General features: G+C 38.7%; 24 protein-coding genes and 1 tRNA gene. 21 read left to right on the forward strand and 4 right to left on the reverse strand.

From position 1 onward, the window contains the following. The coding region (locus tag BLV86_RS14555) for an RNA-guided endonuclease TnpB family protein (RefSeq protein WP_139297937.1) at window positions 1-417 on the forward strand (417 nt) is incomplete at its 5' end. Between the two features lie 279 nt (window positions 418-696). After that, window positions 697-2,112 carry a DEAD/DEAH box helicase gene (locus tag BLV86_RS14560; protein ID WP_090818914.1) on the forward strand — a complete coding sequence of 472 codons (1,416 nt, stop codon included), beginning with the start codon at window positions 697-699 and terminating at the stop codon, window positions 2,110-2,112. 65 nt (window positions 2,113-2,177) lie between these two features. Here BLV86_RS14560 and BLV86_RS14565 read toward each other — a convergent pair. Both BLV86_RS14565 and BLV86_RS14570 read right to left on the reverse strand, forming a co-directional pair. Continuing rightward, window positions 2,178-2,250 (reverse strand) — tRNA-Lys (locus tag BLV86_RS14565). Window positions 2,251-2,314: 64 nt separating this feature from the next. Beyond that, the gene (locus tag BLV86_RS14570; RefSeq protein ID WP_090818917.1) at window positions 2,315-2,725 is read right to left on the reverse strand and encodes a hypothetical protein; all 411 of its coding nucleotides are present in this window, start codon (window positions 2,723-2,725) and stop codon (window positions 2,315-2,317) included. A gap of 189 nt (window positions 2,726-2,914) precedes the next feature. On the opposite strand from BLV86_RS14570, the gene BLV86_RS14575 reads away from it, so the two are divergent. Next, complete coding sequence (locus tag BLV86_RS14575; RefSeq protein ID WP_090818920.1) at window positions 2,915-3,337, forward strand: hypothetical protein; 423 nt, start codon at window positions 2,915-2,917, stop codon at window positions 3,335-3,337. A 171-nt stretch (window positions 3,338-3,508) separates the two neighbouring features. Continuing rightward, window positions 3,509-3,700 (forward strand): hypothetical protein, encoded by a 192-nt coding sequence (locus BLV86_RS14580; protein WP_090818922.1) that lies wholly within the window; start codon window positions 3,509-3,511, stop codon window positions 3,698-3,700. A 176-nt stretch (window positions 3,701-3,876) separates the two neighbouring features. On the opposite strand, the gene BLV86_RS14585 is transcribed toward BLV86_RS14580, so the two are convergent. Together BLV86_RS14585 and BLV86_RS17950 are read right to left on the reverse strand one after the other, a co-directional pair. After that, complete coding sequence (locus BLV86_RS14585) at window positions 3,877-6,093, reverse strand: hypothetical protein (protein ID WP_090818925.1); 2,217 nt, start codon at window positions 6,091-6,093, stop codon at window positions 3,877-3,879. 76 nt (window positions 6,094-6,169) lie between these two features. Next, window positions 6,170-6,337, reverse strand: a complete 168-nt coding sequence (locus BLV86_RS17950) for a YlcI/YnfO family protein (RefSeq protein WP_090818928.1) — start codon at window positions 6,335-6,337, stop codon at window positions 6,170-6,172. A 300-nt stretch (window positions 6,338-6,637) separates the two neighbouring features. Between BLV86_RS17950 and BLV86_RS18135 the strand changes: the two genes are divergently transcribed. The 17 genes from BLV86_RS18135 (at window position 6,638) to BLV86_RS14680 (ending at window position 24,878) form a co-directional block, all read left to right on the forward strand. Further along, the gene (locus BLV86_RS18135) at window positions 6,638-6,952 is read left to right on the forward strand and encodes a hypothetical protein (protein ID WP_207647478.1); all 315 of its coding nucleotides are present in this window, start codon (window positions 6,638-6,640) and stop codon (window positions 6,950-6,952) included. Window positions 6,953-7,047: 95 nt separating this feature from the next. Next, window positions 7,048-8,358, forward strand: coding sequence for an LCP family glycopolymer transferase (locus tag BLV86_RS14600; RefSeq protein WP_090818931.1), 1,311 nt, complete (start codon window positions 7,048-7,050; stop codon window positions 8,356-8,358). 192 nt (window positions 8,359-8,550) lie between these two features. Further along, on the forward strand, window positions 8,551-9,162 hold the full coding sequence (locus tag BLV86_RS14605; protein ID WP_090818934.1) for a hypothetical protein: 612 nt from the start codon (window positions 8,551-8,553) through the stop codon (window positions 9,160-9,162). Between the two features lie 304 nt (window positions 9,163-9,466). Continuing rightward, on the forward strand, window positions 9,467-10,192 hold the full coding sequence (locus BLV86_RS14610; protein WP_090818937.1) for a CpsB/CapC family capsule biosynthesis tyrosine phosphatase: 726 nt from the start codon (window positions 9,467-9,469) through the stop codon (window positions 10,190-10,192). 41 nt (window positions 10,193-10,233) lie between these two features. Continuing rightward, complete coding sequence (locus BLV86_RS14615; protein ID WP_090818940.1) at window positions 10,234-11,019, forward strand: YveK family protein; 786 nt, start codon at window positions 10,234-10,236, stop codon at window positions 11,017-11,019. 12 nt (window positions 11,020-11,031) lie between these two features. Further along, a complete protein-coding gene (locus BLV86_RS14620) occupies window positions 11,032-11,796 on the forward strand; it encodes a CpsD/CapB family tyrosine-protein kinase (protein WP_242873326.1) in 765 nt (254 codons plus the stop codon). Further along, window positions 11,765-13,678, forward strand: a complete 1,914-nt coding sequence (locus BLV86_RS14625) for a polysaccharide biosynthesis protein (protein ID WP_090818943.1) — start codon at window positions 11,765-11,767, stop codon at window positions 13,676-13,678. Before BLV86_RS14620 ends, BLV86_RS14625 begins: the two co-directional genes overlap by 32 nt. A 109-nt stretch (window positions 13,679-13,787) precedes the next feature. After that, window positions 13,788-15,068 carry a DegT/DnrJ/EryC1/StrS family aminotransferase gene (locus tag BLV86_RS14630; protein WP_175456577.1) on the forward strand — a complete coding sequence of 427 codons (1,281 nt, stop codon included), beginning with the start codon at window positions 13,788-13,790 and terminating at the stop codon, window positions 15,066-15,068. A gap of 128 nt (window positions 15,069-15,196) precedes the next feature. Next, the gene (locus tag BLV86_RS14635; protein WP_090818946.1) at window positions 15,197-15,910 is read left to right on the forward strand and encodes a sugar transferase; all 714 of its coding nucleotides are present in this window, start codon (window positions 15,197-15,199) and stop codon (window positions 15,908-15,910) included. 97 nt (window positions 15,911-16,007) lie between these two features. Beyond that, on the forward strand, window positions 16,008-16,751 hold the full coding sequence (locus BLV86_RS14645; protein ID WP_139297938.1) for a hypothetical protein: 744 nt from the start codon (window positions 16,008-16,010) through the stop codon (window positions 16,749-16,751). A gap of 12 nt (window positions 16,752-16,763) precedes the next feature. After that, window positions 16,764-17,543 carry a glycosyltransferase family 2 protein gene (locus BLV86_RS14650; protein WP_090819001.1) on the forward strand — a complete coding sequence of 260 codons (780 nt, stop codon included), beginning with the start codon at window positions 16,764-16,766 and terminating at the stop codon, window positions 17,541-17,543. 65 nt (window positions 17,544-17,608) lie between these two features. Next, the gene (locus tag BLV86_RS14655) at window positions 17,609-18,514 is read left to right on the forward strand and encodes an ATP-grasp fold amidoligase family protein (RefSeq protein ID WP_090818955.1); all 906 of its coding nucleotides are present in this window, start codon (window positions 17,609-17,611) and stop codon (window positions 18,512-18,514) included. A 633-nt stretch (window positions 18,515-19,147) separates the two neighbouring features. Continuing rightward, window positions 19,148-20,305 (forward strand): polysaccharide pyruvyl transferase family protein, encoded by a 1,158-nt coding sequence (locus BLV86_RS14660; protein ID WP_090818958.1) that lies wholly within the window; start codon window positions 19,148-19,150, stop codon window positions 20,303-20,305. Between the two features lie 2 nt (window positions 20,306-20,307). Beyond that, window positions 20,308-21,498, forward strand: a complete 1,191-nt coding sequence (locus BLV86_RS14665) for a Coenzyme F420 hydrogenase/dehydrogenase, beta subunit C-terminal domain (protein WP_090818961.1) — start codon at window positions 20,308-20,310, stop codon at window positions 21,496-21,498. 18 nt (window positions 21,499-21,516) lie between these two features. Further along, window positions 21,517-22,659 (forward strand): glycosyltransferase family 4 protein, encoded by a 1,143-nt coding sequence (locus tag BLV86_RS14670; protein WP_175456578.1) that lies wholly within the window; start codon window positions 21,517-21,519, stop codon window positions 22,657-22,659. Between the two features lies 1 nt (window position 22,660). Next, the gene (locus BLV86_RS14675) at window positions 22,661-23,548 is read left to right on the forward strand and encodes a glycosyltransferase (RefSeq protein WP_090818967.1); all 888 of its coding nucleotides are present in this window, start codon (window positions 22,661-22,663) and stop codon (window positions 23,546-23,548) included. 7 nt (window positions 23,549-23,555) lie between these two features. Next, on the forward strand, window positions 23,556-24,878 hold the full coding sequence (locus BLV86_RS14680) for an O-antigen polymerase (RefSeq protein WP_139297939.1): 1,323 nt from the start codon (window positions 23,556-23,558) through the stop codon (window positions 24,876-24,878). Window positions 24,879-24,922 lie beyond the last annotated feature (44 nt).

Consider the following 24,922-nt stretch of genomic DNA (forward strand, 5'->3'; position numbering starts at 1 on the left):
CAGCGCATCAAAGTTGCAAGGATACATGAAAAGATTACAAATCAGAGAAATGACTTTTTACATAAAGAGTCAACAAGGCTGGTGAAAGAAAACCAAATCATCTGCATTGAAGACCTTAATGTAAAAGGAATGGTTCGTAATCATAAACTCGCTAAATCTATAAGCGATGTATCATGGTCGAAGTTCTTTGATATGCTTGAATACAAAGCATTTTTCTATGGTACTGAGATAATCAAAGTTCCAAGATTCTATCCAAGCAGCCAGACTTGCGGTTGCTGTGGATATAAAAATCCGAATATTAAAAATCTCAGCATCAGAGAATGGACTTGTCCTGTTTGTGGCACATACCACGATCGTGATGGTAATGCTGCAAAAAACATACTAAAAAAGGGTCTGTCACTACGTATGACAGCTTAACGAATAACAAGGTAGGCACGGGCTGTGCCGAACCAAACGCTTGCGGACATCGTTGGGAAAACTGCTCTCTACGGAGAGTGTGACAATAACCATGGTGGTTGAAGCAAGAATCCCATCAAGCTTTAGCTTGTGGGAGTGTCAAAAAATTATTATTTGCTTTATGCTTGTTGATGTGTTAAACTCCTCAAGTCTTATCGATGAAACAACTTATTTTGAATAAGTTAACATAACTGATCGGGCAGAACCTGATCAGTTTTTTATTGCATAAAGGAATAATAAATGACATTTAACGAATTAAATCTCAGCAAGCGTATCGTTGACGCCATCACAAAGGCAGGCTACAAAGAGCCGTCACCAATTCAGGAACAGGCTATCCCCCTCATGATGGAGGGCAGGGATCTCATCGCCTGTGCACAGACCGGAACCGGAAAAACAGCGGCATTTGCATTGCCGGTTTTAAATATTCTTGACAATGAATCCCGCCCGCATCCCCGCGCCCTTGTACTCACACCCACAAGAGAGCTGGCCATACAGATTCTTGAAAATTTCAAAAAGTATGGCAGATACATGAGACTTCATACCGTATGTTTCTACGGTGGTGCAAAGCAGGGTCCCCAGATCGGTGCTTATGAAAGAGGCTGTGACGTTCTGGTGGCAACCCCCGGCCGTCTCCTGGACTACATGAATCAGGGTATTGTGAGCCTCAGGGACATCGAGATATTTATTCTTGATGAGGCTGACCGAATGCTGGACATGGGCTTCATCCATGACATCCGTAAGGTGGTAGCAGAGATACCCGAAGAAAGACAGACGGTAATGTTTTCTGCCACCATGCCAAAGGAAATCGAGGCATTGGCACAGGATATACTGCATGATCCCGAATCCATAAAGATCGCGCCTACCACAAGTCCGGCTGAGACGGTGGATCAGAAGATCTGTTTTTTGGAGAAGAACAACAAGAAGATAGTACTTAGTGACTTCCTGAAGCAGGATAATGTCAAGAAGTCCATCATTTTCACCAGAACAAAGCACGGAGCTGACCATCTTGTAAGAGATCTCGGAAAGCTGGGCATTGAATCCATGGCTATCCATGGCAACAAGACCCAGGGACAGCGTCAGAATGCACTTGAGAGATTCCGTTCCGGAAATATCAAGGTACTTATAGCTACTGATGTGGCGTCCCGTGGTATTGATATACCGAAGATAAGCCACGTGTTTAACTATGATCTTCCGGAGGAGACTGAATCCTATATCCATCGTATAGGACGTGCAGGAAGAGCCGGAGAGACCGGAGAATCAATCACCCTTTGCAGTAAGGATGAAATGGGACTTCTTTATGACATCGAAAAGATGATGCAGAAGGAGATTCCGGAGTTGGAAACCGAGCTTTCAGTTTCAATCGAGCGTGTACAGCGCGGCGAGAGAAGAAGATTCGGAAGAGCGGTTGCCGCAGCAAAGGCTTCGGCTAAGGAAGACAGATTCTCATTTAAGAAGAAAGAAGATAAGCTCAGGAAACTTAAGGCTAAAAAGAAAGCATCCCAGAAGAAGACCGGCTTCGAAAAATTCTACAAGAAGAACGGAGACATCTTCGAAGAAGCAACTAAAGCCTTTGAGACGAAGCAGAAAAATCATTCCGGTAAAAAGGTAAAGGAAGAGACCGGGAAAAAGAAGGAACATAAGAGAAGAGCGTCATGAGCAAACAAAAAGCCCAAAACCAAGGAAAGGAGTAGAATTCCTATGGTTTTGGGCTTATAAAAAACTGCACCTTCAGGGACTTGAACCCTGGACAAACGGATTAAGAGTCCGCTGCTCTACCAACTGAGCTAAAGGTGCATTCGCTGCATCAATGCAACGAGTAATAAAATACATGTTCTCAGGATATTTGTCAAGAATTATTTTATTTCTTTGGCTTAAAAAATGGTTTAAATACATTGAGAACACCGTCCTCATCTTTTTCGGCAGCTTCTCTGGCGTCAATTGCAAGCTGCGATTCCAAAACATCGGCAAATATCGGAGCTTCAGTGGTCATTCCTTTGGGATAACGTGTGAAAATCTGGGAAAAGGCTTTTCTCAGGTCCTCCGGGGGATACTCCAAAAGGAAATCTGAAAGGATACCCTTGTATTGGTTCTCAACGCCGTACGCAGTGATATTGAAAGCTCTGCAATAATAGGTCATGGCATTGGGCTCACTCGCCTCATATCCGACTATGGTTGTGTTATAAATATTGTCGGAGATTTCCTTCAGACTGCATTCGCTTAATGCTTCTTCCAGATATTTTAAAGCTGCCTTTTTGTTAATATTAATCATAGCTGTCCTCCTCATATCCCTTAAATATAAATTCGGCTTTGGAATCGTATTTATAAGGAGGTTATGATAATGTTTAATTCGTTCGATATATAATAGTAGTACGATGATGCAACCGAATATATATGGTTATATAATGTTGTGATTCAAGACATTTTCAAAATACATTATAAGAATTGAAAGGTATCCTCTATGGGATTTTTAGAACAACTGCTGGGAAAATCCGAATACAAAACCTGCGAAATGGAAATCAACTTTGCCATGGAGGAGGGTGACGAGGAAAGCGGATATATCATTGCCGAAATATTCGGTGAGGAAGTTATCGGCTGGAATAAATATATACATGCCCTTTGTTCCTTTAAGGAAGACTCTGAGCTCTGGGACTATGATTACACCTATGTTGAGCTTATTAAAACAGCAAACCGGTTTCCCGAAGTTACCATACCTGTCCTGTTTCAGCTTAAGGGAGGAAAGGTTACAGACATGCGGGTCGATTTCATCACCTACAGTAACAGAGTAAACGATGAAAGCTTTGCCGAGCTCCGGGTGAAAGCCTTTCATGTTATGAATATAAAATCTGCTTTTGATCGAAGATCAAAAGAGCCGCGGCTTTGAGCGGTTCAAAAGAATCCGTTGGGATTCTATCCTCTGATACAAATAATGAAACCTATATAATCATCTTAAGATTGTATTAATTCCGAAAAATCCTACTAAAAAAGTGTAATAAAAATCGGCCATGAGCCGAATTACTAGTGCAGAGGGAGCTCATGGGAAGGGAATTTTCCTATGCAATGTTCGTATGAACATAAAGATATCTCCGAGGGATCGGAGATACTTAAGAGAAGGATCTATATTAATGTTAAAACGATTAAAAACATCGGAGCAGGATGCTTCGATGTTTTTTATTTAAACATGAGAGAAAAGGATGCTCTGGTGAATGTACTCGAGGTGATAAAAGGAAATCTTGGAATACATTGAAAAATGGTAGTTAGTAGCAGTTCAGCCGGTGGACCATGGGGACGGAGTTGGTGGTCCACCGGCTGAACTGCTACGGTAGTAATGGAAGTAAAAATGGGCAGACATCCCAAGTATTGACGGGGATATCTGCCCATTATCTATAATGGTAACCTATATTTTGGAATGATTCCCTATGACTATTTCTTTTGCGGATTCCCAACCTCGTAGGAGAACCATTCGGTTTCATCAGGACGTTCAGGACCGATGCCGGTATTTATATCTTCGGAATCGGAAGCATCGGTGGCTTCGCTGCCGGGGTATGTGTCCGCATGAGTTTCTTCGTAATCGTAGGTCTCGGTGTTTTCATTGTCGGAGTACGTGCTCTCGGATGTCTCAGAAGCTTCCTCTCCCTGAGTTGAAGCTGCCGTAAGGTTACTTAAGCTTTCTGAAACTGCTGCGGCGTTTCCCTGAGCAGGCTGGTCATTTCCGAAGGTAGCAGCAGTGGTTTCAGCTTCGGTGCTTTGGATCGTCATTTCAGGTACCGCTGCAGGATTACCAGGGTCAGCTTCCGACGGTCTGCCCGGATTACCGGCTTTTGAGGTTTTGTCGTTTTCTTTTGTGGTCTGCTCCGGCAGATCATTTTCTGTTTCTGTAGGTTGTCCATCCCGGTTAAGAGGTATAGGTTTTCCTTCTTTGTCAGTCAGACCGATATATGGCACATGCTGGAAACCGTCTAAGTAGGAGGGTAGAGAAAAGTCTCCGCCGAGGATGATGCCGTGTAAGGTATCTGCCTGTTCCTTTGTGGAAAAGGCCAGAATAAGGTTACCGTCACGCTCGTAAGAGTAACCATCGTTAAGAGGCATGATAAAGCGTACCTTAACTGCATCGTTGTTACGCTGAATGATACGTCCGAATCCGTTGGTTCCGTCTCCGGTGGCGGCATAAAGGTCATTGTCGCCTTCCACAAGATCATAATCAACGCCGATGATAGTGCCGAACTCTCCCGGTTTCAGATCATTCACGCCGGCAGCTTTGTTTGCAGCACCTTCGCCGGCGGGATCACTGACTCCTTCCCCATCGGCACCGGCTTTATCGGAAAATGGAAAAACCCCGTCCCGATCTTCCACCCTGGCCGCAGCTTTCACCGTGTTCTCAGCCAGAACATATGTGAAGTCATCAAGACGAACCAGCTCTGAAACCGGAAAATAATGGTATCGATCCAGTGTCGTCACTTCTTTCTTTAGAGGAGAAATCTCCTTGTCATTATACCCGGTACTCTTACTTACTTTTTTTTCTATAAAATGTAAAATCCTTTCGGATAAGAATTTCTGACCTTCATTATTCAGATAAAGCCCATCAATGGTGTACTTGTGTATGGCTTCCTCAGCGGCGGCAGTCCTCTCAGCAATATCCTTTGAAGCGATCTCATCAGCCTTTTTCTTGGAAATCCCATCAGACTGCATATCTGCGGCCAGACTCTCGCTGGTGGCAGAGCCGTATGGCAGCTGCGAAATCGTGGCACCCTTGGCGGTAGCATCAGGATCTGTCATCTCAAGTCCTACGTTTATAACAGATGCATCATAGTGCTTTGATATCTTATACAGTGCATCGTAATTTTCATCTGCGTATCCAAGCTCAGGAGCTGTCAGAGCCTGATTGGACAGAAGTGAAATGATACTGCATTTCTCAAATTTTCTCCGAACCTGTCTGAGGACACCCTCGTAGTAAAGCTCGAACATCTGAGGCTCGTCCGTCATACCGAGACTCACGATGCAAAGATCGTATTCATTTTCTCTGGAAGCTGCCACAGTCCTTGCATCCAGGATCTCTCCGGCGAATTCACCATTTTGGTTTTTTACATCACCGGTGTCGTTTTGCACCTCACCGGTGTAGGTACCTTCCTTATCCTTCATGGCACCGGCAGCAGCAAGTACCGGAGAGGCAGTGCCATCAGGAAGCTTCATGAGCTGTACCCAGGCACCGTAACCTCCGTTCATGCCGGACAGGGTAATGTTTTCGACCTCGGCCTTGACACCGAATTTTTTCTTCAAACCTGCCTGAAGTAGCTTGCTCCAAACTAAAGATTTGTTACTGACACCGAAGCCATTGCCGTAGGCATCACCAACTATCAGGATCCGTACAGGGAGATCATGCTCAAGCCGCTGGTAGAAGCTGTCATTAACCTCACGCCTAAGCTTCAGAAGCTGTCTTTCTGTTAAACGTACCTGTTGGGAATCATTATAAATCTTTTGGTTTTCGCTTTTTGCCCATTTCTGATAATCATTTTCGCTTTGCTTATCTAAGATTGTGGAAATTCCGAGAAAGATCAGAATCAGGATACAGACAGTCCCCAGTATAATCCTTATAAAAAGCGGATTTACAGCTCTGCGTTTATCACATAGAAATCTGAACATAACCCCTCCAATTATATAAATCCAAGTTTAAAATCGGGGGGATAATGTTTAAACGCCGCATATGTCAAAGGAACTATTATTCTGTCATATTTTCCAGTGCATATTCTACAGCTTGAATTACAAAGCTTGAAAAAGAAACATCCTTTCCTTTAATGGCTTCATTTATTTTCTCTACTACTTCGATGGGGAAACGAATAGTCTTGTTCTCGCTCTCTTTACGATTGGGTCTTATCTGAAATGCCATTTTTTATACCTCCGTACAACACTAAATGTATTGCAAAAAACATTAAATCACAGCACCGAAAAGAGCAATTTAATATACTAGATACAAAGAATTGCAAAAAACTGTTTTATACGAATTGCATAGTGCAATGCAAAACGTATTGCATTATGCAAACCAAAGGGGTATGTTTATAGCCGGAGGCAATAGCTTAAAAAATAAGTATAGAGTATGGGCGATGGGGTCCGGTTTAAGAGATAAGATAAATACTTTCCGGTAATCTTTCAGAACCCAGGGGAATAAAGAGGAAGGGTATATAGTGTGGTGTATATCAGTATCAAACAATACGCATCGGATTGGGGACTAACCATCAAGTATGTTCAGCTGCTGTGTAGGCAGGGGAAGATAGATGGTGCAATAAAAGAAAAGGGTCAATGGATGATTCCGGAGGATGCGGGAAAGCCGGAGGACCATCGTGTAGTCAGTGGAAAATATAAAGGCTGGAGACAAAAATACAATGTGAATTGCAAGATAGATGGGGATCTGCAAAAGATGATTGATGAAGTTAATGAAAATGCACTTCGAGCACATAACATTGTTGAAAAAAAGAAAAGACTGGTTTTGATAACAAAAAAATAATCTAAAAGCAGGTATCCTTAAGCGTTCATCTTGATTGCCATAATGAAGCTTAGAATGACTTTTACTATCTGCTAATAACTGAAAGGCGAAATTACATGGGAAGTGATCATCTATATGAAAAAAAGAAACACAGCCGCAGACCCGGTAAGCCCGTATATATATTTTCAGGGATCATAGCGTTGATGGCTGTTGTGGCTTCTGTATGGCTATATAACGAATATAAGCTGAGAAAATCCATAGAAGCAACCAATGAAAAAAACAATGTTTACACTACCGGAGCCGCAGAAACCATAACACCGGAAGAAATGAATGAACAGCTAAAGGCAGCAGGCATGACCATGAATGAAGACGGGACTGTGGGGCTTGAAGGTGTAGACATGGAACGTCTTATAAATATGATGCAATCTGCAGCAGTTGAAAGTGAAGGAGCCGGAAATGAGGGAGGAATTCCTGATATAAAGTGCAGAAAATCAGAGGATGGAATACTTATCTATACAGTTAACGGTCGAGAGACTACAGAAAGACCGCAGCTCTTTGGGCAGAAAGAACTCTACTACAACGGAGTTCATTATAAAAGAAATACGGCAATTAAAGCATGGCTCATCCTCGGAGTAGATAACAAAGGATCTTTACAGATTGACAGGGATATAAGCGAAATCGGTCTTTCGGACGGAATCTTCCTTGTGGCGGAGAATACTGCAAAAAACAGGGTGCATATCATCCAGATTCCCCGTGATACTATGACCACCATTACAGTAACTGATGAAAACTCAGATCCCATCGGTACGGCGGTAGATCACCTGACCAGAGCATGGATGTACGGTGATAACCACGAAAAATCCGGCAAATACTCAATGGATGCAGTTTCGGGTGTTATGGGAGGACTAAAGATCAATGGCTACATGGCAGGTTCTATTGATATCATCAATGAGCTTAATGAGTATGTAGGAGGTGTAGAAGTCACTATCGAAGAAGATGGTCTGGAGAATGTGGATCCTTCTTTTGTAAAAGGTGCTACCGTGCTTCTGACGGGGAATCAAGCTGAGGAATTTGTAAGAAGAAGAGATACTACGGTGGATTTTACGGCTATGACCCGTATGTCGAGACATCGGCAGTATGCAATAGCATTTGGGAATAAGGTTATAAAACTTGCAAAAAAGGATTCCGATGTTATACCGGGAATGTTTTCTCTCATAGAAGATAACATCGTAACAAATATGGAGAAAGGCACCTATCTAAAAATCGCAATGGATATTGCACTAAACGGTGAACTTCTAAACGATAGTGATTTCTCAACCTTTGAAGGTGAGAACCTTGTTAACCATGAAGCAGATAAAGATGAATTCTGGCCGGATTATGAGCAGGTAGACAAGCTTGTGCTGGATACCTTCTTCAGGCAGGTGTGATGCTTACTGATGTTGTTTTTATTGCCGGTTTTTAATGCCAAATTATAAAAGAATAAGTATCGGTTTTGACATATATTCCCTAAAAATGTCTAACTGACTAATTTAATATTTAAAGATATAGAGGGGTACTGGGAGTAGGATTGTGCACTGCGGAAGTACCTTACTACACATTTTTTATGGAGGTATATACCTATGAAAAAGAAACTTTTAACATTGGCGCTTATCGCAGGACTTGTACTTTCAAGCTTTAGTGCTTCTTTTGCTGCGGGGTCCTCAACCAATGACAGAGGCAGTAAATCATCAAGTTCATCAAGTTCATCAAGTTCATCGAGCTCATCAAGCTCAACAAGCTCAGGCAACTCAGGTGCAACATCTGTTTCTACCAATGCAAGCGGACAGACAGTCACAAAGAATGAGTATTCATCTAATGGCGTTGAGATGACAGTAATTACTGTCGGCAATGATGGAACTACACTTAAGGAAGCTGAGTTCATGAGCGGCGGTACACAGCACGTTATGCTGAGAACCACAGAAGGCGGTTCTGCTGTAGGACCCAATGGTGAGACTATCAACACAAGTCCTATTCTGGTAATCACAGAGAATGGTGTCTCTTTAGGATGCTTCGTTAATCCGACAACAGGCCTTCCATTAGCTACAGGTCAGGACGCTTTTTACTGGGCTTATGATGCAAACGGCAACCTTGTTGTTCACTATGTAAATGCACAGGGTTACTTCTACACAGGAACACAGATCATCAACGGACAGACATTTATATTTAATGACGAAGGCGTGATCATAGGTTGATGATTCCATCATCCGACCTGCTCGAGGGGTTATATACAATCGCACAAATTGTATCAGGATTATGAATCGGAAAGGCAGGAGACCCGGTCTTCTGCCTTTCATAATAAAAAATCTACGCAAGGGATTATTCCGGTATGAGAGATTAGAAACTGTCATCGGTTGTACCCCTTGCTATATTATGCCTTGATACAGGCTCCGGAGCTTCCGAGGCTTGTAACAAAACATGATTTAGGAGCCGATTAGATCTGCATCTGTATGTCAGAGATAAACGGCGAAAAACATGCGTTTATAGAGGAGACCCGAGATGTTCGATATACACTCTCACATCATCTACCACATAGATGACGGCTCCCGGGATATAGAGGAATCTGTAAAGCTTATACGTTCTGCTGTGGAGCAGGGAGCGACGGATATTATCGCTACTCCCCACTACTATGTGGAGTACCCCACCGGATCGGTACGAATACGGGAAAAGCTTTCAAGCATAGAGGAAGCTGTGAAGGATGCCGGTATAGCTGTGAGGCTTTATGCCGGAAATGAAGTCCTTTATTTCGACAGTATGACAGAACGCCTGAAGGAAGGGGAGATACTTACCCTTGCGGGAAGCAGATATACTCTCATAGAGTTTTATCCTCTGGAGAGCTACAGAACCATCCTTAAGTGTGTGCGAAATATAAGAACCGCAGGATATCTTCCTGTTATCGCTCACGCAGAGAGGTTTAAAGGTCTTAGAGAGAACGGCCTTGGGGAAGTCATAAACCTCGGCGCCTATATCCAGCTTTCGACAGAACCTATAGGAAAAAAGGGTCTCGGTGCATTTTTTGACGAGGAGACAAAATTTGTAAGAGATGCCCTGAGGAACGGACAGGCCCATTTTTTGGGGACTGATATGCACCGTATGGATACAAGGCCACCGGTGCTTGATTCAGCCACAAGCTGGATCAAAAAAAATCTTGATGAGGATTACGCAGATGCGATCCTTTACAAAAATGCAAGACTGATACCGAAGGATATGGAGATCGATTTGTGATCAGGGAATCCAGAGGTATCTGAAAAGGGGAAGAGTAGTATATGCCGGAAAACAATACTTTACAGCCAAAGAATGTGGTACCGCTTAAACCTGCCCAGGACAATGTTATCACCATTGATCTGGTGGAGCTTTTTTTTGAACTTAAAAAACATATCTTGCTGCTTGTCATGTCTCTCATCATAGGAGGCGGAGTTGGTTATGTTGTTTCAAAATTTGTCATGGTACCTACCTATACCAGTACATCCATAATCTATGTAATGAGTAAGGAAACAACCCTTACATCCCTTGCGGACCTTCAGATCGGTTCACAGCTCACAGCGGATTACAAGGTTCTGGTTACATCACGTACTGTTATGGAAGATGTCATAAAAAAGCTTGGCATTGAAGGTATGGATTACCTTGATCTCAGAAAAAAAATAACTCTAAACAATCCTAACAATACGAGAATCCTTAATGTTTCGGTACTGGACACCGATCCAAAGAGGGCAAAGGCTCTGACGGATGCCATTGCTGAGTGTGCGTCGGATTACATAGCAGACATAATGGAGCAGGATCCTCCGAAGATCATCGAGTACGGTGAGATACCGTTAAAGAAAACAGGACCCCATACAGGAAAGAATACAGTCATCGCTGCCATGCTTTTCTTTATGATAGCAGTTGCGGGCATCACCATAGCCATGGTTACGGATGATACCATCAAAACCCAGGATGACATCGACAAGTATTTCGGTCTTCCTGTTCTCGCATCTATTCCCGAGAAGGATCCTGAAGCTGCCAAAAAATCAGAGCAGTACAACTATTCTTACAGAAACAGACTTCACAAGTAAGGAACTTATGGCATGATGATCAATAAACATGAAGTGACATTAAAACTTGAAGCAGCTGATGACTTCAGATACACCGAGGCTCTGAAAACCTTGAGAACAAACCTGATGTTTTCAGGCTCTAAAGTAAAAAATATACTCATCACCTCAACTTCACCCAATGAAGGAAAATCCACAACCTCCTTTGAACTTGCAAAGGCCTTTGCAGAGTCAGGAAAGCGTACTCTGTATATGGACTGTGATATACGTAAATCAGAGTTTGTTTCGGTTCATCAGATTAAGGAGCAGACTTCGGGTCTTTCCCAGATGCTGACAGGTCAGATAGAGCTTGAGGACGGTTTTTATACAGATCCCCGGATCCCAAATCTTGATATGATTTTTGCCGGACCTTACTCACCGAACCCCACAGAGCTTTTTGAGGATGAGATGTGTGACAAACTGTTTCAGCTTATAAAGGATCTCAACTATGACATCGTAATCATGGATACGGCTCCCGTTGGAACTGTCATAGATGCAGCCATACTTACAAAGTATGCAGACGGAGCAGCCCTTGTGGTGGAGTCAGAGGTAACCTCGAGACACATGTTCCAAAGAGCCAAGGAGCAGCTTGACCGTACCGGTGTCAGGTTCCTGGGAGTTATCCTTAATAAGGTAAATATGACAAAGGGCGGTTACTATAACAGATACTACAGTAAGTACGGAAAGAAGTACGGTAAGTATTCAAAATACGCAAAGTACGGATACGGATATGGCGGCAGAGAAGAAGCAAAACAGAAATAACGAGAAGAATACAAGGAATTATCACGAAAGACTGGTTATGCTAATGTTTGCAGACGGTCTTTCTATGGTGCTGTCCTATTTTCTGGGTCTCTTCATAAGATATGAGTTCGTCATAGGAAGTATCCCCAAAAACTACATTGACAATCTCATAAGATTCCTGCCATGGCTTATACTTTCAAGCTTCATCGTTTACTACATCTTCAGACTGTATCACAGCATATGGAGATTTGCCGGAGTTTCGGAAGTAAACCGCATCCTGAAGGCCTATATGGTCATAGGAATCCTGCTTATAGGTCACGGTTTCGCCATGCCCTACTGGATACCCAGAAGCGTTGCTCTCATAGGATACTTTTCAAGCCTGTTTTTCTGCGTCTTCATAAGATTCGGCTACAGGATCGTAAGATACAACCTGAATTTGAGGCGCAATAAGATGAATGTTGACGGCCTCGACAAGGTGCTCCTGGTGGGAGCCGGTCAGGCAGCCAGAACCATCATCAGGGAGCAGCAGGTAAGTAAAAAAACTGAATTCGTTATAAAGACAGTGGTGGATGACAGTCCGAGACTTCAGGGAAAATATATCGAAGGTAATCGCATAGAGGGAACCAGAGAAGATATACCGAGACTCGTAAAAGAGTACGATATCAACAAGATAGTCTTCGCCATACCCACCGCAAGTAAGAAGGACAGAGCGGATATACTTAATATCTGTAAGGATACGGGCTGCAAGGTGCAGACGGTTCCGGGAATCGACCAGCTTGTGAACGGCGAAGTAAGCATTAAGAAAATCCGGGATGTGGAGATCACGGATTTACTCGGCAGAGATGAAGTCCATGTAAACCTTGATGAGATAAAGAAGGCCATAAAGGACAAGGTTATCATGGTAACCGGCGGCGGTGGCTCCATAGGGTCTGAGCTTTGCAGACAGATAGCAGCGTCAGAGCCAAAGCAGCTTATCATCTTTGATATCTATGAAAACAATGCCTACTCTATAGAGCAGGAGCTGAAAAGAAAGTATCCGGAGCTTGATGTGGTAACGCTTATTGGTTCGGTCAGAAATGAGGCGAGAATAGAGGATGTCATAAAGGCATACCATCCATATATCATCTATCATGCAGCAGCCCACAAGCATGTGCCCCTCATGGAGACAAGCCCTAATGAAGCAATAAAAAATAACGTGATGGGAACCTACTATACTGCGAAGGCAGCAGCCGAAAACGGAGTCAGGAGATTCCTTCTCATCTCAACGGATAAGGCAGTTAATCCGACTTCCCTTATGGGAGCAAGCAAGAGAATCTGCGAGATGATCATCCAGATGATGAGCAGGAAGTACCCGAAGACCGTATTTATGGCAGTAAGATTCGGTAACGTACTTGGATCAAATGGTTCTGTTATACCGCTTTTCAAGAAGCAGATAGCGGAAGGGGGTCCCGTTACGGTTACGGATCCTGAGATGACGAGGTATTTCATGACCATACCGGAGGCGGTGTCGCTGGTGCTGGAGGCAAGTTACTATGCTAAGGGCGGAGAGATATTTGTGCTGGATATGGGGAAGCCGGTGAAGATCATGGATTTGGCGGTGAATATGATTAAGCTGTCAGGATTTACGGCGGATGAGAATGGGATTCCTATTAAGATCGTCGGACTCAGGCCCGGGGAGAAGATGTATGAAGAGCTGTTGATGGATGAGGAAGGGTTGCAGAAGACACAGAATGAGCTTATATATATCGGCAAGCCGATTGATATGGATGATGAAATCTTCATAAAGATGCTCAAGAGGTTGGATGAAGAGTCCATGAAGGAGAGTGGAGATATAAAGGCTTTGGTGGCAGAAGTTGTACCAACGTATAAGGTGGAAGCAAAGAGTAAAAAGTCTATTGCTTAGAATAAGTAATAAATAGTGTAGTGTGAGTGGGTGGCAATAAATTGTCACCCACATTATATATGCAAAGCAGAATGTTGTCAGTAATACGAAACCAAAGAGGAAAAAGTCAATGAAATCATTAGGTAACATCAAGCCATTTGAAAATAAGGTTTGGCTCAGCTCACCTACAATGCATGGTGATGAACTTAAATATATGAAAGAGGCCTTTGATACAAACTGGATGTCAACTGTTGGTAAGAATATCAATGAAGTTGAACGAGTTGTTGCAGAAATCGTAGGATGTAAATATGCGGTGGCTTTATCATCCGGTACAGCAGCCCTTCATATGGCAACCAAGCTGGCAGGAGAAAGATTATACGGTCAGGCAAAGCCCTATGAAGGTACATTGAGAGGACATAAGGTTTTCTGCTCGGATATGACTTTTGGTGCTACCGTTAATCCAGTTGCTTATGAAGATGGTGAAGCTGTATTTATCGATACTGAGTATGATACCTGGAACATGGATCCTGTTGCTTTAGAAAAAGCATTTGAAATCTATCCGGATGTCAGACTGATTGTGGTAGCACATCTTTATGGAACACCTGGAAAGATTGATGAAATAAAAAAGATTGCTGATGAGCATAATGCATTAATTATTGAAGATGCAGCAGAATCCTTCGGAGCAACCTATAAAGGAAAAGAAACCGGATCCTTTGGTGGGTATAACGCAATCAGCATGAATGGCAATAAGATTCTGACCGGCTCATCCGGTGGTATTTTCCTGACGGATTCTAAGGATGATGCAGACAAGGTCAGGAAGTGGAGTACTCAATCAAGAGAGGACGCTCCATGGTATCAGCATGAAGAGATTGGTTATAACTATCGTATGTCGAATGTTATTGCGGGGGTTATCCGAGGTCAGCTTCCATATCTTCAGACACATATCGATCAGAAGAGATCAATCTATGAAAGATATAAGGAAGGTTTGAAAGATCTTCCGGTTAAGATGAATCCATATGATGAAAAGTCAAGTGTTCCTAACTTCTGGCTTAGTTGCATGATCATTGATGAGGGTGCCATGTCACCAATGGTTCGCGGTGATCAGGAATATCTGTATCAGTCAGTGCCCGGGAAGACAAATCCCCATGAGATATTGGAGATGCTTGCGGTAATCAATGCGGAGGGACGCCCGATTTGGAAGCCTATGCATATGCAGCCTATATTCAGGACAAATCCTTTCGTGACGGTTGAAGGTAATGGCAGAGGGCGAACAAATGCATATATTTCTGGAGGTTCTATAGATGTTGGGAAGGATATATTCAATAGAGGACTATGTTTGCCAAGTGATAATAAGATGACGGTGGAGGAGCAAGACAGAATTATTGATATAATTCATAGGTGTTTTGAGTGACAGATCAATAACGTCAGTGTTGATGCGCTTGAGATGATCTTGATCTGGGCTGGTGCGAAATTGATGATGTAATGAATTTGGTGCAGCTATTGGTTTTGGAATATGGAAATTGGTAAAGGGGAAGATAGATGTTACTTGAGAGAAAACAGGGGTTTTATGAGAAGTATATAAAAAGGCTTCTTGACATCATTTGTTCTCTTCTTTTCATTATTCTTTTATGTTGGTTGTATGTAATTATAGCGTTGATTGTCAGAATTAAGATGGGAAGCCCAGTGCTCTTTAAACAACCGAGACCCGGTATTGTGAAGAACGGCAGGGAAACTATTTTTGATATGTACAAGTTCCGTACAATGACGGATGAGCGTGACAAAGATGGTAATCTTCTACCTGACGATAAAAGGCTGCCGAAGTTCGGAGCGATGCTTAGATCCACTAGTCTTGATGAGCTGCCTGAGGTGTTTTGTATACTAAGGGGTACGATGAGTATTGTTGGTCCTCGACCACAGCTTGTCCGAGATATGGTATTTATGAGTGATGAGCAACGTATGAGACATACCGCAAAACCTGGACTAACGGGATTGGCTCAGGTTAAGGGGCGGAATGCTATCACATGGGAAGAAAAATTGGATTGGGATCTAAAATACATTGAGAATGTGAGTTTTTGGAACGATATAAACATTGTCTTGAAAACTGTTGTAGCTGTATTAAATAAATCTGGAATTACCGATGGGGAAAATGTTACGTCCATGGATTATGGGGATTGGCTACTAAAGTGTGGGAATATTACAAACACAAAATATGAAGAATTGCAGGAAAAAGCAAAGGAAATTTTGGAGGAATAATAATGGTTGAAGGATGGAGATATTATAATCATGCATTACTTCCAACTACTGTCTTGCATGATGAACCGGATGTTGAAAAACTTAATAATAAGAACCTATGGACAGGGTGGGGGGGGTACCGTTCTTTGCTAGATGGACTTCGGATTTTGACTGTGGATATGAGACATCTTGGTGGAATGTGATAAAGGATTCTCCCTTTAATATAGATGAAATTAAAAGCAAAAGAAGATATGAAATAAAAAAAGGTGACAAGAACTATAATGTAATCTTGATAGATTATGAAAAATTATATGAAGAACTATTTGTAATCTATAAGGCCTCAAGTATGAGCTTTCCAGAGTACAGGAGAAGTCATTTTAATAGGGACAATTTTAATAAATCTTTTGAAAATATGGAAGATGATGGGTTTGTCTTCGGAGCTTTTTCAAATATAGATGGATCACTAAAAGGTTATGCTCAACTTAGAAGAAGAGGAAGATATATAGGGTTTATTTCTTTACGAGTAGATGTGGCGGAAGAAAAAAACAATATAAACTTCGCGATTGTACATGAAGTATTAAACTATTTTAAGGATGATCTTTCAAATGGATCATATATTGATGATGGAGCACGAGTTGTAATTCATACAACAACACATTTTCAAGATTATCTTGAAAAATACTTTGGATTTAGAAAAGCATATAGCAAGTTGCACATCAAATATAGATTTCCATTTGGGATAATGGTTAGAATCTTTTATCCATTTAGGAAATTGGTAAAAAAAAATAATAGATTATTAAATCTAATTGATGGTGTATTTATTCAAGAAGAAATAGTTCGCCATGATCATTATTTATATTAAATGGGTGGGGTTATGAAAAATTTTGTATCAATTATTATGCCATCATATAACACAGCAAAATTTATTAGAGAATCCATAGAGTCTGTGATTTGTCAAACATATTCGGATTGGGAGCTGTTGATAGTAGATGACTGTTCGACAGATGATACTGATGACGTGGTTAGTACTTTTCTATGTGATAAAAGAATAAAGTACATAAAAAATGAGAAAAACTTAGGCGCCGCATTAAGTCGTAATCGTGCACTTCAAGAAGCAAAAGGCCGGTGGATTGCTTTCTTAGATTCAGATGACTTGTGGATGCCAAATAAACTAGAAAAGCAAATTAGATTCATGGAAGATAACGGTTATTATTTTTCATATACTAAATATGCTGAGATAGATGTTGAAGGAAAAAGAAACGGTGTAACGGTATCGGGGCCACAGAAAATAACAAAGACAGGTTTTTTTAATTATTGTTGGCCGGGCTGTTTGACAGTTATGTATGACACTGAAATTGTTGGATTAATTCAGATTGTAGATATCAAGAAGAATAATGACTATGCTATGTGGTTGAAAGTCTGTCAGAAAGCAAATTGTTATCTGCTAAATGAAGAACTCGCATTTTACCGTCGAGGTCGTGCTGGTTCTCTTAGCACACATAGTATTGGAACAATGATTGGTTGGCATTATAAACTTTATCGAGAAGCAGAAAAGCAAAATGTAGTAAAAGCTGCAATCAGCACATTCAGAAATATGCTATTCGGATTATATAAGAAAAAGATATATGTGAAGAGAGACTATACAGATACTTAGAGTGAATATAAATAATGATGATATCATAGCCGTAATAAATAGTATCGTTTAAGGAGTTAAAGAAGATGGAAAGAGATTCATTTCTATACAAAACTCGTAGAAAATGTCAGGTTTTGGCTCATAGAGTTTTATCAAACGAAGTAATGTCAAAGCTTTATTATAGGATTGTACTTCATAAAGAATTGAATCTAGAAAACCCACGGACTTTTAATGAGAAGATTCAATGGATGAAGTTATACTATTATCCTCATAATTCTCAAGTGGTTAATGGCTCTGACAAGTATGCTGTAAGAAAATATATAGAGGAATTGGGCTATGGTGGCAAGCTTGTTCCTTTAATTGGTGTGTGGGATAGAGCAGAAGATATTGAGTGGGATAAACTTCCGAATCGATTTGTTCTTAAGTGTAATCACGGTTGTGCATATAACATTGTTGTTCCAGATAAGAGCAAACTGGATAAGGTAGCGACTGTTAAACAACTAAATAATTGGCTTGAGGAAGATTTCGGTGCTTTCAATATTGAACTCCATTACTCGGCAATTAAACATCATAGAATAACGTGTGAGGAGTTTCTTGGCGAGATTATAACTGATTACAAATTTTTCTGTTTTAATGGCGAACCGCACTGTATTTATGTTTCGACAGACTTAATTCATGATCGTCAAGCACAGATAGGTTTCTTTTATTTGGACGGTAGGAAGATGCCGTTGTACAGAGATGATTATACAGATATTTCGGAAGTGGAGCTTCCTCCGTTCTATGAAGAAATGAAACAGGCAGCGAAAGATTTATGTCAAGACTTTCCATTTGTTCGTGTTGATTTTTTTATTGCGAATAACACGTGGTACTTTGCTGAACTTACCTTTACCCCATGCGCTGGAATGATGCCATTTTGTCCAGAAAGGTTTGATTTAGAGTGGGGAAAGATGATTGATTTGTCGAGTATAGAAGAGGGAGCATTGATTAAATGAAAGAACCTACTTGAAACAGCAATGGCGTACATTAGGTACTCATATTTGAAAGCCTAGGCCTCGAGGCTGGGATTAGGCGAAGGCGGAGAAGATCGAAAGCTATAAAGCGAAAGAACGAAGAAAAATCAGAACTGTAAGCTATACAATGTGATAGACTATTCTATACTTATAGGCGTAGAAAGCAATAATCAGCGTTATATAAATCCGAGAAGGATTAGTAGGGTCTATAGAATGTTGTGAGTACAAAAAAGAAAATAGTATACTTGGGAGATCTAATAATCTACAGTGAGAGTTAGCAGAGATAATTTAAGTCTAGTTAATGAAGAGTATTAGACGTTAGTATAAAAATTGTATAGATGTATAGTAGTGACACTCCCCAAAAAAAGAAAACATATTTTTGAGGTCGATAGATAATGATTTATGAAATGGAAACAGGTCGGTGCCACGGCAAGGCATTGGAAATGGAAAAAGTATCAATAAGGTTTCGATTCAAGATTTGGAATGACACAAAGACTGAATTAAGAGATGGATGCAAGAAAAATATATGTATGATTCTGTGAAGAGAAGGGACATCACTTCACATCAGCAAATATATATGAAAGGATAGTCGAGCGGTCTACTCGATAAAGAAAAATGAAAAATTGCGGTGTTTTTTCAATATTCTGGAAAAACTATAATTATGGTGGACAATTGCAAGCTTATGCGATGTGTGAAGCAATACGAAAAGTTGGGTTCACAGCTGAACAAATATGTTATGTAAGGAAAAGTTCTTTTTATGTTCATAAAGTAAAGACTGTATTAAAAAAGTCGAGAAAAGTGAGATTAAATTACTATTGGAGATATATTAACAGATTTCTTCTAAAAAGTGGAATTAGAGCAGATTATTCTAAAGCGGTTATAAATAAGTTTGACTCTTTTATGGAGTTTGTGCCTCATTCTGGTATATATACATTTGAAAATGTGCGCGAATGTGTCTCATTGTATGACGTATTTGTTTCTGGAAGCGACCAGGTTTGGAATCCTGACAATTGTACAGATGAATGGTTTTTTAACTTTTTGCCAAATGAAAAGAAAAGGATTGCTTATTCTGCAAGTATTGGAAAGAAAGATATAGAGAATAGTGAAAAAGCTAGGTTAAAACCATTAATTGAAAAATATTCTAGTATAGGCGTACGTGAAAATGAGGGAAAAGAGCTATTAAGCTCCTTTGTCTCAAAAAAAGTAACAGTTGTACTTGATCCCGTAATGCTTTTAAGTGAGGAGGAGTGGAATAAATTCGATAAATGGGATTTTTTAAAGAATGAAGAATATATATTTGCTTATCTGGTGTCTTATGAGAAAAACATAAAAGATAGAATCATAGATTTTTCAAAAAGATTGAAACTAAAAGTTGTGTTAGTCATAGATCCAAGGAATGTATTGAATCAGAACCCAAAGGGTACATGGATACCCTTTGGTACCGGAGTCGGACCTGAAGAATTTATTGCATTAATGCTGAATGCAAAATATGTATTTACAAATTCATTTCATGGCACGGCATTGGCGATTAATTTCCACAAAAATTTCTTTACTTACTACTCAAGGCCTGTCACTGATAAAGAAAATTTAAATTCACGCATTGACACTGTTCTTGATATTTTTAAATGTAAGTCTAGACTCATTTTTGAAGACTCAAAATTGTCGGATGAGGAATTAAAAAAGAGCGTAGATTACTCGATGATTAATCGAATTATAGAAAGTGAAAGAGTAAGATGTTTAGATTTTCTAAAAAACTCTATTGAGGAGAAATAGTTGTGATTAAGAATAACGTCCAGAATAAAGTTGATCGAAGCTCATGTACAGGATGCGGGTTATGTGTAAGTGTGTGTCATCAAAAGGCAATAAAGTTAGTTGAACATGATGATGGCTTTTTGTATCCAAACATAAGTATCAATTGTGATAATTGCGGAGTATGTCTAAATAGCTGTCCAATTGATCATCTTTTACATTCACCATTAGACAGCGACAGTTTATCAGCTTATTCTTATAGACTTTCTGATCGGGATGAATTAAGAAAATCTGCATCTGGCGGAGCAGCTACAGCTATGATGCTTTATGAATTATCAAGAAAAGGAATAATTTACACTTGTAGTTATGACAGTGATTTTAAAAGCTCGAGAATTATAAAAATAAATGAAAAATCACAACTTCAAACGGTAAAAGGCTCAAAATATTGCGAATCTATGCCACCTAATTATGTGTTAATAAAAAATGAATTAAAACTAGGTGCCGAGATTTTATTCATAGGACTTCCCTGTCAAATTGCTGCACTAAAAAAGTATACAGGAGAAACTGATAATCTGATTACAGTTGGATTGATTTGTACAGGAAAAGGAAGTCGTATCCTGTTACGAAAAAACACAGAATTTCTAGTGAAAAAATTCAACTCAAGGATACTATCATTTAATGAACGCTTTAAGAAAAAGAATTGGTTAGTCCCATGGATGAATGTTACTTTTGAAAATGGAAAAAAGTGCAGCAGAATTTTAGGAAATACACCATATGGAATGCTTTGCCATAAACTGATTCGAAGATCTTGTTTTGATTGTAAATATAAAATTTCAAATGCTCCTGAAGATATTTTGATTGGTGATGCATGGGGTGCGGAAGTGTATTCAAAAAAAGCATTCGATAGTATGGGGTGCTCACTTATAATTGGAATTAATGAAAAAGGAAAAAAGTATGTATCAAATATAAAAGGAATAATGGAAGAAATATCGTTAGATGAGGCATTGAAATGTAATCATGCAATTGATAGTAACACAATAAAAGATAAATTCTATAATGTAGACATACAGATGTTACATACTAATTCATTAGAAGAAATTGTTATAAAAAATATTGGAGTAAGAGGGATGCTTTTAAATAATATTAGAAATACACTCAAATATATTCTTCCTGTACCAATTGTTAAAACAATATTAAGAAAAAAGCATTCATTTTGAGGTATTGGAGGAATGATTATGCTACGAGTAAAGGTGGTTACTTCAAATATAAGAGGGTTCCTCAAAACGTTATTCGATTATAAATTTGATAATATTACATTTATATATTCAGATAAAAAGATATATGACATTGCAAATAAGAGAAGAAGTTTATTTGCTAAACTTATTCATATGAAGATATTTGATTATTTAGGAATATTCCAAGTTGTGAAAGCAAAATATAATAATGAAGATATTGGGGTTACATATAATCGGTTCTTAAAAACAAATAAGCCATATTTAATTTTGTCTGAGAACCCAAGCGCTCTAGTGAACTATTGTTGGGACAGACCAAATCATTATATTACTAAACAAAGACTCAAAAAATTATTTAGAGATAATAAATTAAAAAATATCATATGTCTTTCGAAAACTTGTTTCAACTCATTTGGTAATCTTTACGGAATTGAATATACAGATAAATTGAAACAAATATATCCTTTAGTCGTTGATGATTTAAATTATGGTAATACTGAAGTACGTATGAAGTCATATTCAGATGTGTTAGAATGTCTATTTATTTCATCGGATTTTTATCTGAAGGGTGGTCAAGATGCATTAAAAGTATTTAATACTATATATGAAAAATATCCAAATATTAAGTTGACGATAATTACTAAACTTGAACAAATTAAAGAAATTGATATTGCCAAATATAAGAATGTTACTTTTTTAGAATTTAATCTATCTAGACAGGAACTGAATGAATACTATAAAAAAAGCGCTATTTTTATAAATCCAACTAGAATGGACAGCAGTTCTTTATGTACTCTTGAAGCAATGAAGTATGGTTGTACTCTTATTGCAACAGATATGTATGCTATAAGAGAAATGCTAACAAATGAATATAATGGATTCATGCATAAACCGTTATATGATTACTGGAATGATGATTTTCTGCCAAATACCAAAGATAGGAAATATAAGGAATATGTTTTACATAGCGGAGTAATAGATGAGGATTTAGTTGAATGGATGATACAAAAGATTATATATCTTTATATCAATCGGAATATATTATATGAGTATTGTAGGAATTCATTAATTAGAGCACGTAATGAAGAATTCTCTGAGATTAGCGTTGCAAAAAAATGGAAAAAAATAATTGAGGAATCATGCTAATATGATTGGAATTGTTATATTAAACTATAATACATGGGATCTTACAGCTCAATGTATAGAAAGCATTGATAAGTCCTGTCATATTAATTTCAAAATATATATTGTAGATAATGCATCAACTAAAGAAGCTCCAGAGTCAGTTTCGGGTTTTATTTCTTCACACTTGAAGTGTCAATTAATAAAAAATACAACAAATAAAGGATATGCTGCAGGGAATAATATTGGCATAAGGCAAGCACTACAAGATAAATGTGAGAAAATATTAGTAACAAATAATGACGTGATTTTCAAAGATAATGCTATCGATTTGCTTTATTATTTTTTGAAGGAAAATGAAGAATATGGTATTGTTGGTCCCAAAGTGTTTCTTCCAGATGGATCAATTCAAGAAATAAATATGGGATGTAAAATGACCATTAGTGGAAAATATTATTATTTATTAAGAAAGACTCCATTAAAGTTTTTATCCCGTGGATTTATGAAGAAATATCGGGTTTTGCCTGAAAATACTACTAAACCATTTGATGTTTTTGCAGTTTCTGGATGCTGTTTTATGATAGGAAACAAAGCCATGGAATGCCTTTTTCCATTAGACGAAAACACGTTCTTGTATGAGGAAGAGAATATTATTGGACATAGAATGGAGAAAATGAATCTTAAAACCAAGTATTATACTAATAGTGAAATAATACATCTTGGAGGGAAAAGTACAATGCTGATGAATGATTTTTCATTTAGGTGCTTTTGTGAAAGTGAGTACTACTATTGTAAAACCTATTTACACGCAAATAAGTTTTGGATTTTTCCTTTGGTTCTATTTCGAACAGCCGAATATATTCATAAATATGGTATTAAAAATAGTACGTTTTTGATTAAAAGATGGCTATAACTATTGCTTGGGATTTAGTGGAGGATATACTTTACCAATGTATTTGATGTGTGTATTTCTCGCAGCTTTATGTGGATTTATTAATTATGTAAATGATAAAACTATTATTAGTGCGGGAGTATTATTTAATTTGTATTGGGGAATCAATGTGTTATTAGGTAGCCTTGGCTTGTTTGAAGTTCCTACGGCAACTGATAGAGTTTATCTAATAATACTGATCGGAATTTTATTCTTTAACATTGGAACATTAATTCCCCGTAAGGTAGCAATAAGATGGATTGCAAGTAAAGCAGATTATAATATTAATTTTTTGCTACTGCGATTTATATTTATCGTAATATTTATATATTTATGGATATTTGATATTGCTGTAATAGGTATTATTAGGTCTGGTATAGAATTTGGCAAAATACGTTATTATTATTTGGGGAATATATTTAAAAACTTTTGGGGAGGATATGAAGTGGCCTATTTCTTAAGGCTTTGTTTGATTAATCCACTTCTCTTCACATATATAACGGTTGTGTTTTCTTATATTTGTGTTGAGAATGAAATTAAGTGGAAAATGTTCATTGGAGCAATAATGTTAACAGTAATGGAATATTTTGCTTTTGGTGATAGGTTGATAATCTTCTTCTGGATCAGCTGTGCAATGGTATCATACGGCTATATTAAAATAAAGATTCAGAGTAATGAGAAGACTAGGAATAGACTTAGAAGAGTAATGGTATTAGCAGTTGTTGCCATACCGGCTGTTGTGCTTATTAGGGGAGGCAATTTTACTACTGTTTTAAGAAGTACATATACGTATTTTGTAGGTTCATTACCATTTCTTGATTATAGATTAAATGATTTTGGTGATTTGACATATGGTTTTGCATCTTTTCAGGGAATAATTAGACCGATTGCTGCCGTCTTTAAATTGTTTGGGATTGAATTCCATTCCTTTGAATTAGCAGATGAATTTCTTAATACTAATCAAAATACTGTCTTAAGCATGGGGAGCTATGGCGGAACTGCTAACACATTTAATTACTTTATAAATTGTTTTGGCTTTTTTTTAAAGGATGGGGGATATATCGGCGTTGCAATCTTTTCGTTTTTATGGGGATTGTTTTCAATGAGTATATACAATAGATATGTCAACGAAAAGGGTAATCTTTTGGTTACAGCTTTATACATAATGGTTGTTTTTTCAATAATGATCGGAATGATGGATTTTGCAATGGTTGAAGCTACATTTGCGTGTTGTATATATTATATTCCGTTTGTTATTCGACAAAGAGAAATAAGGGACGAAAGTATTACAAGAATAAGTGTAAAAGTTTAGCTTTAATATTTAGTTTATTTAATTAGTGATATAGAACCATGCCT

This window comes from Oribacterium sp. KHPX15 (genome assembly GCF_900107835.1).
Lineage (GTDB): Bacteria > Bacillota > Clostridia > Lachnospirales > Lachnospiraceae > Oribacterium.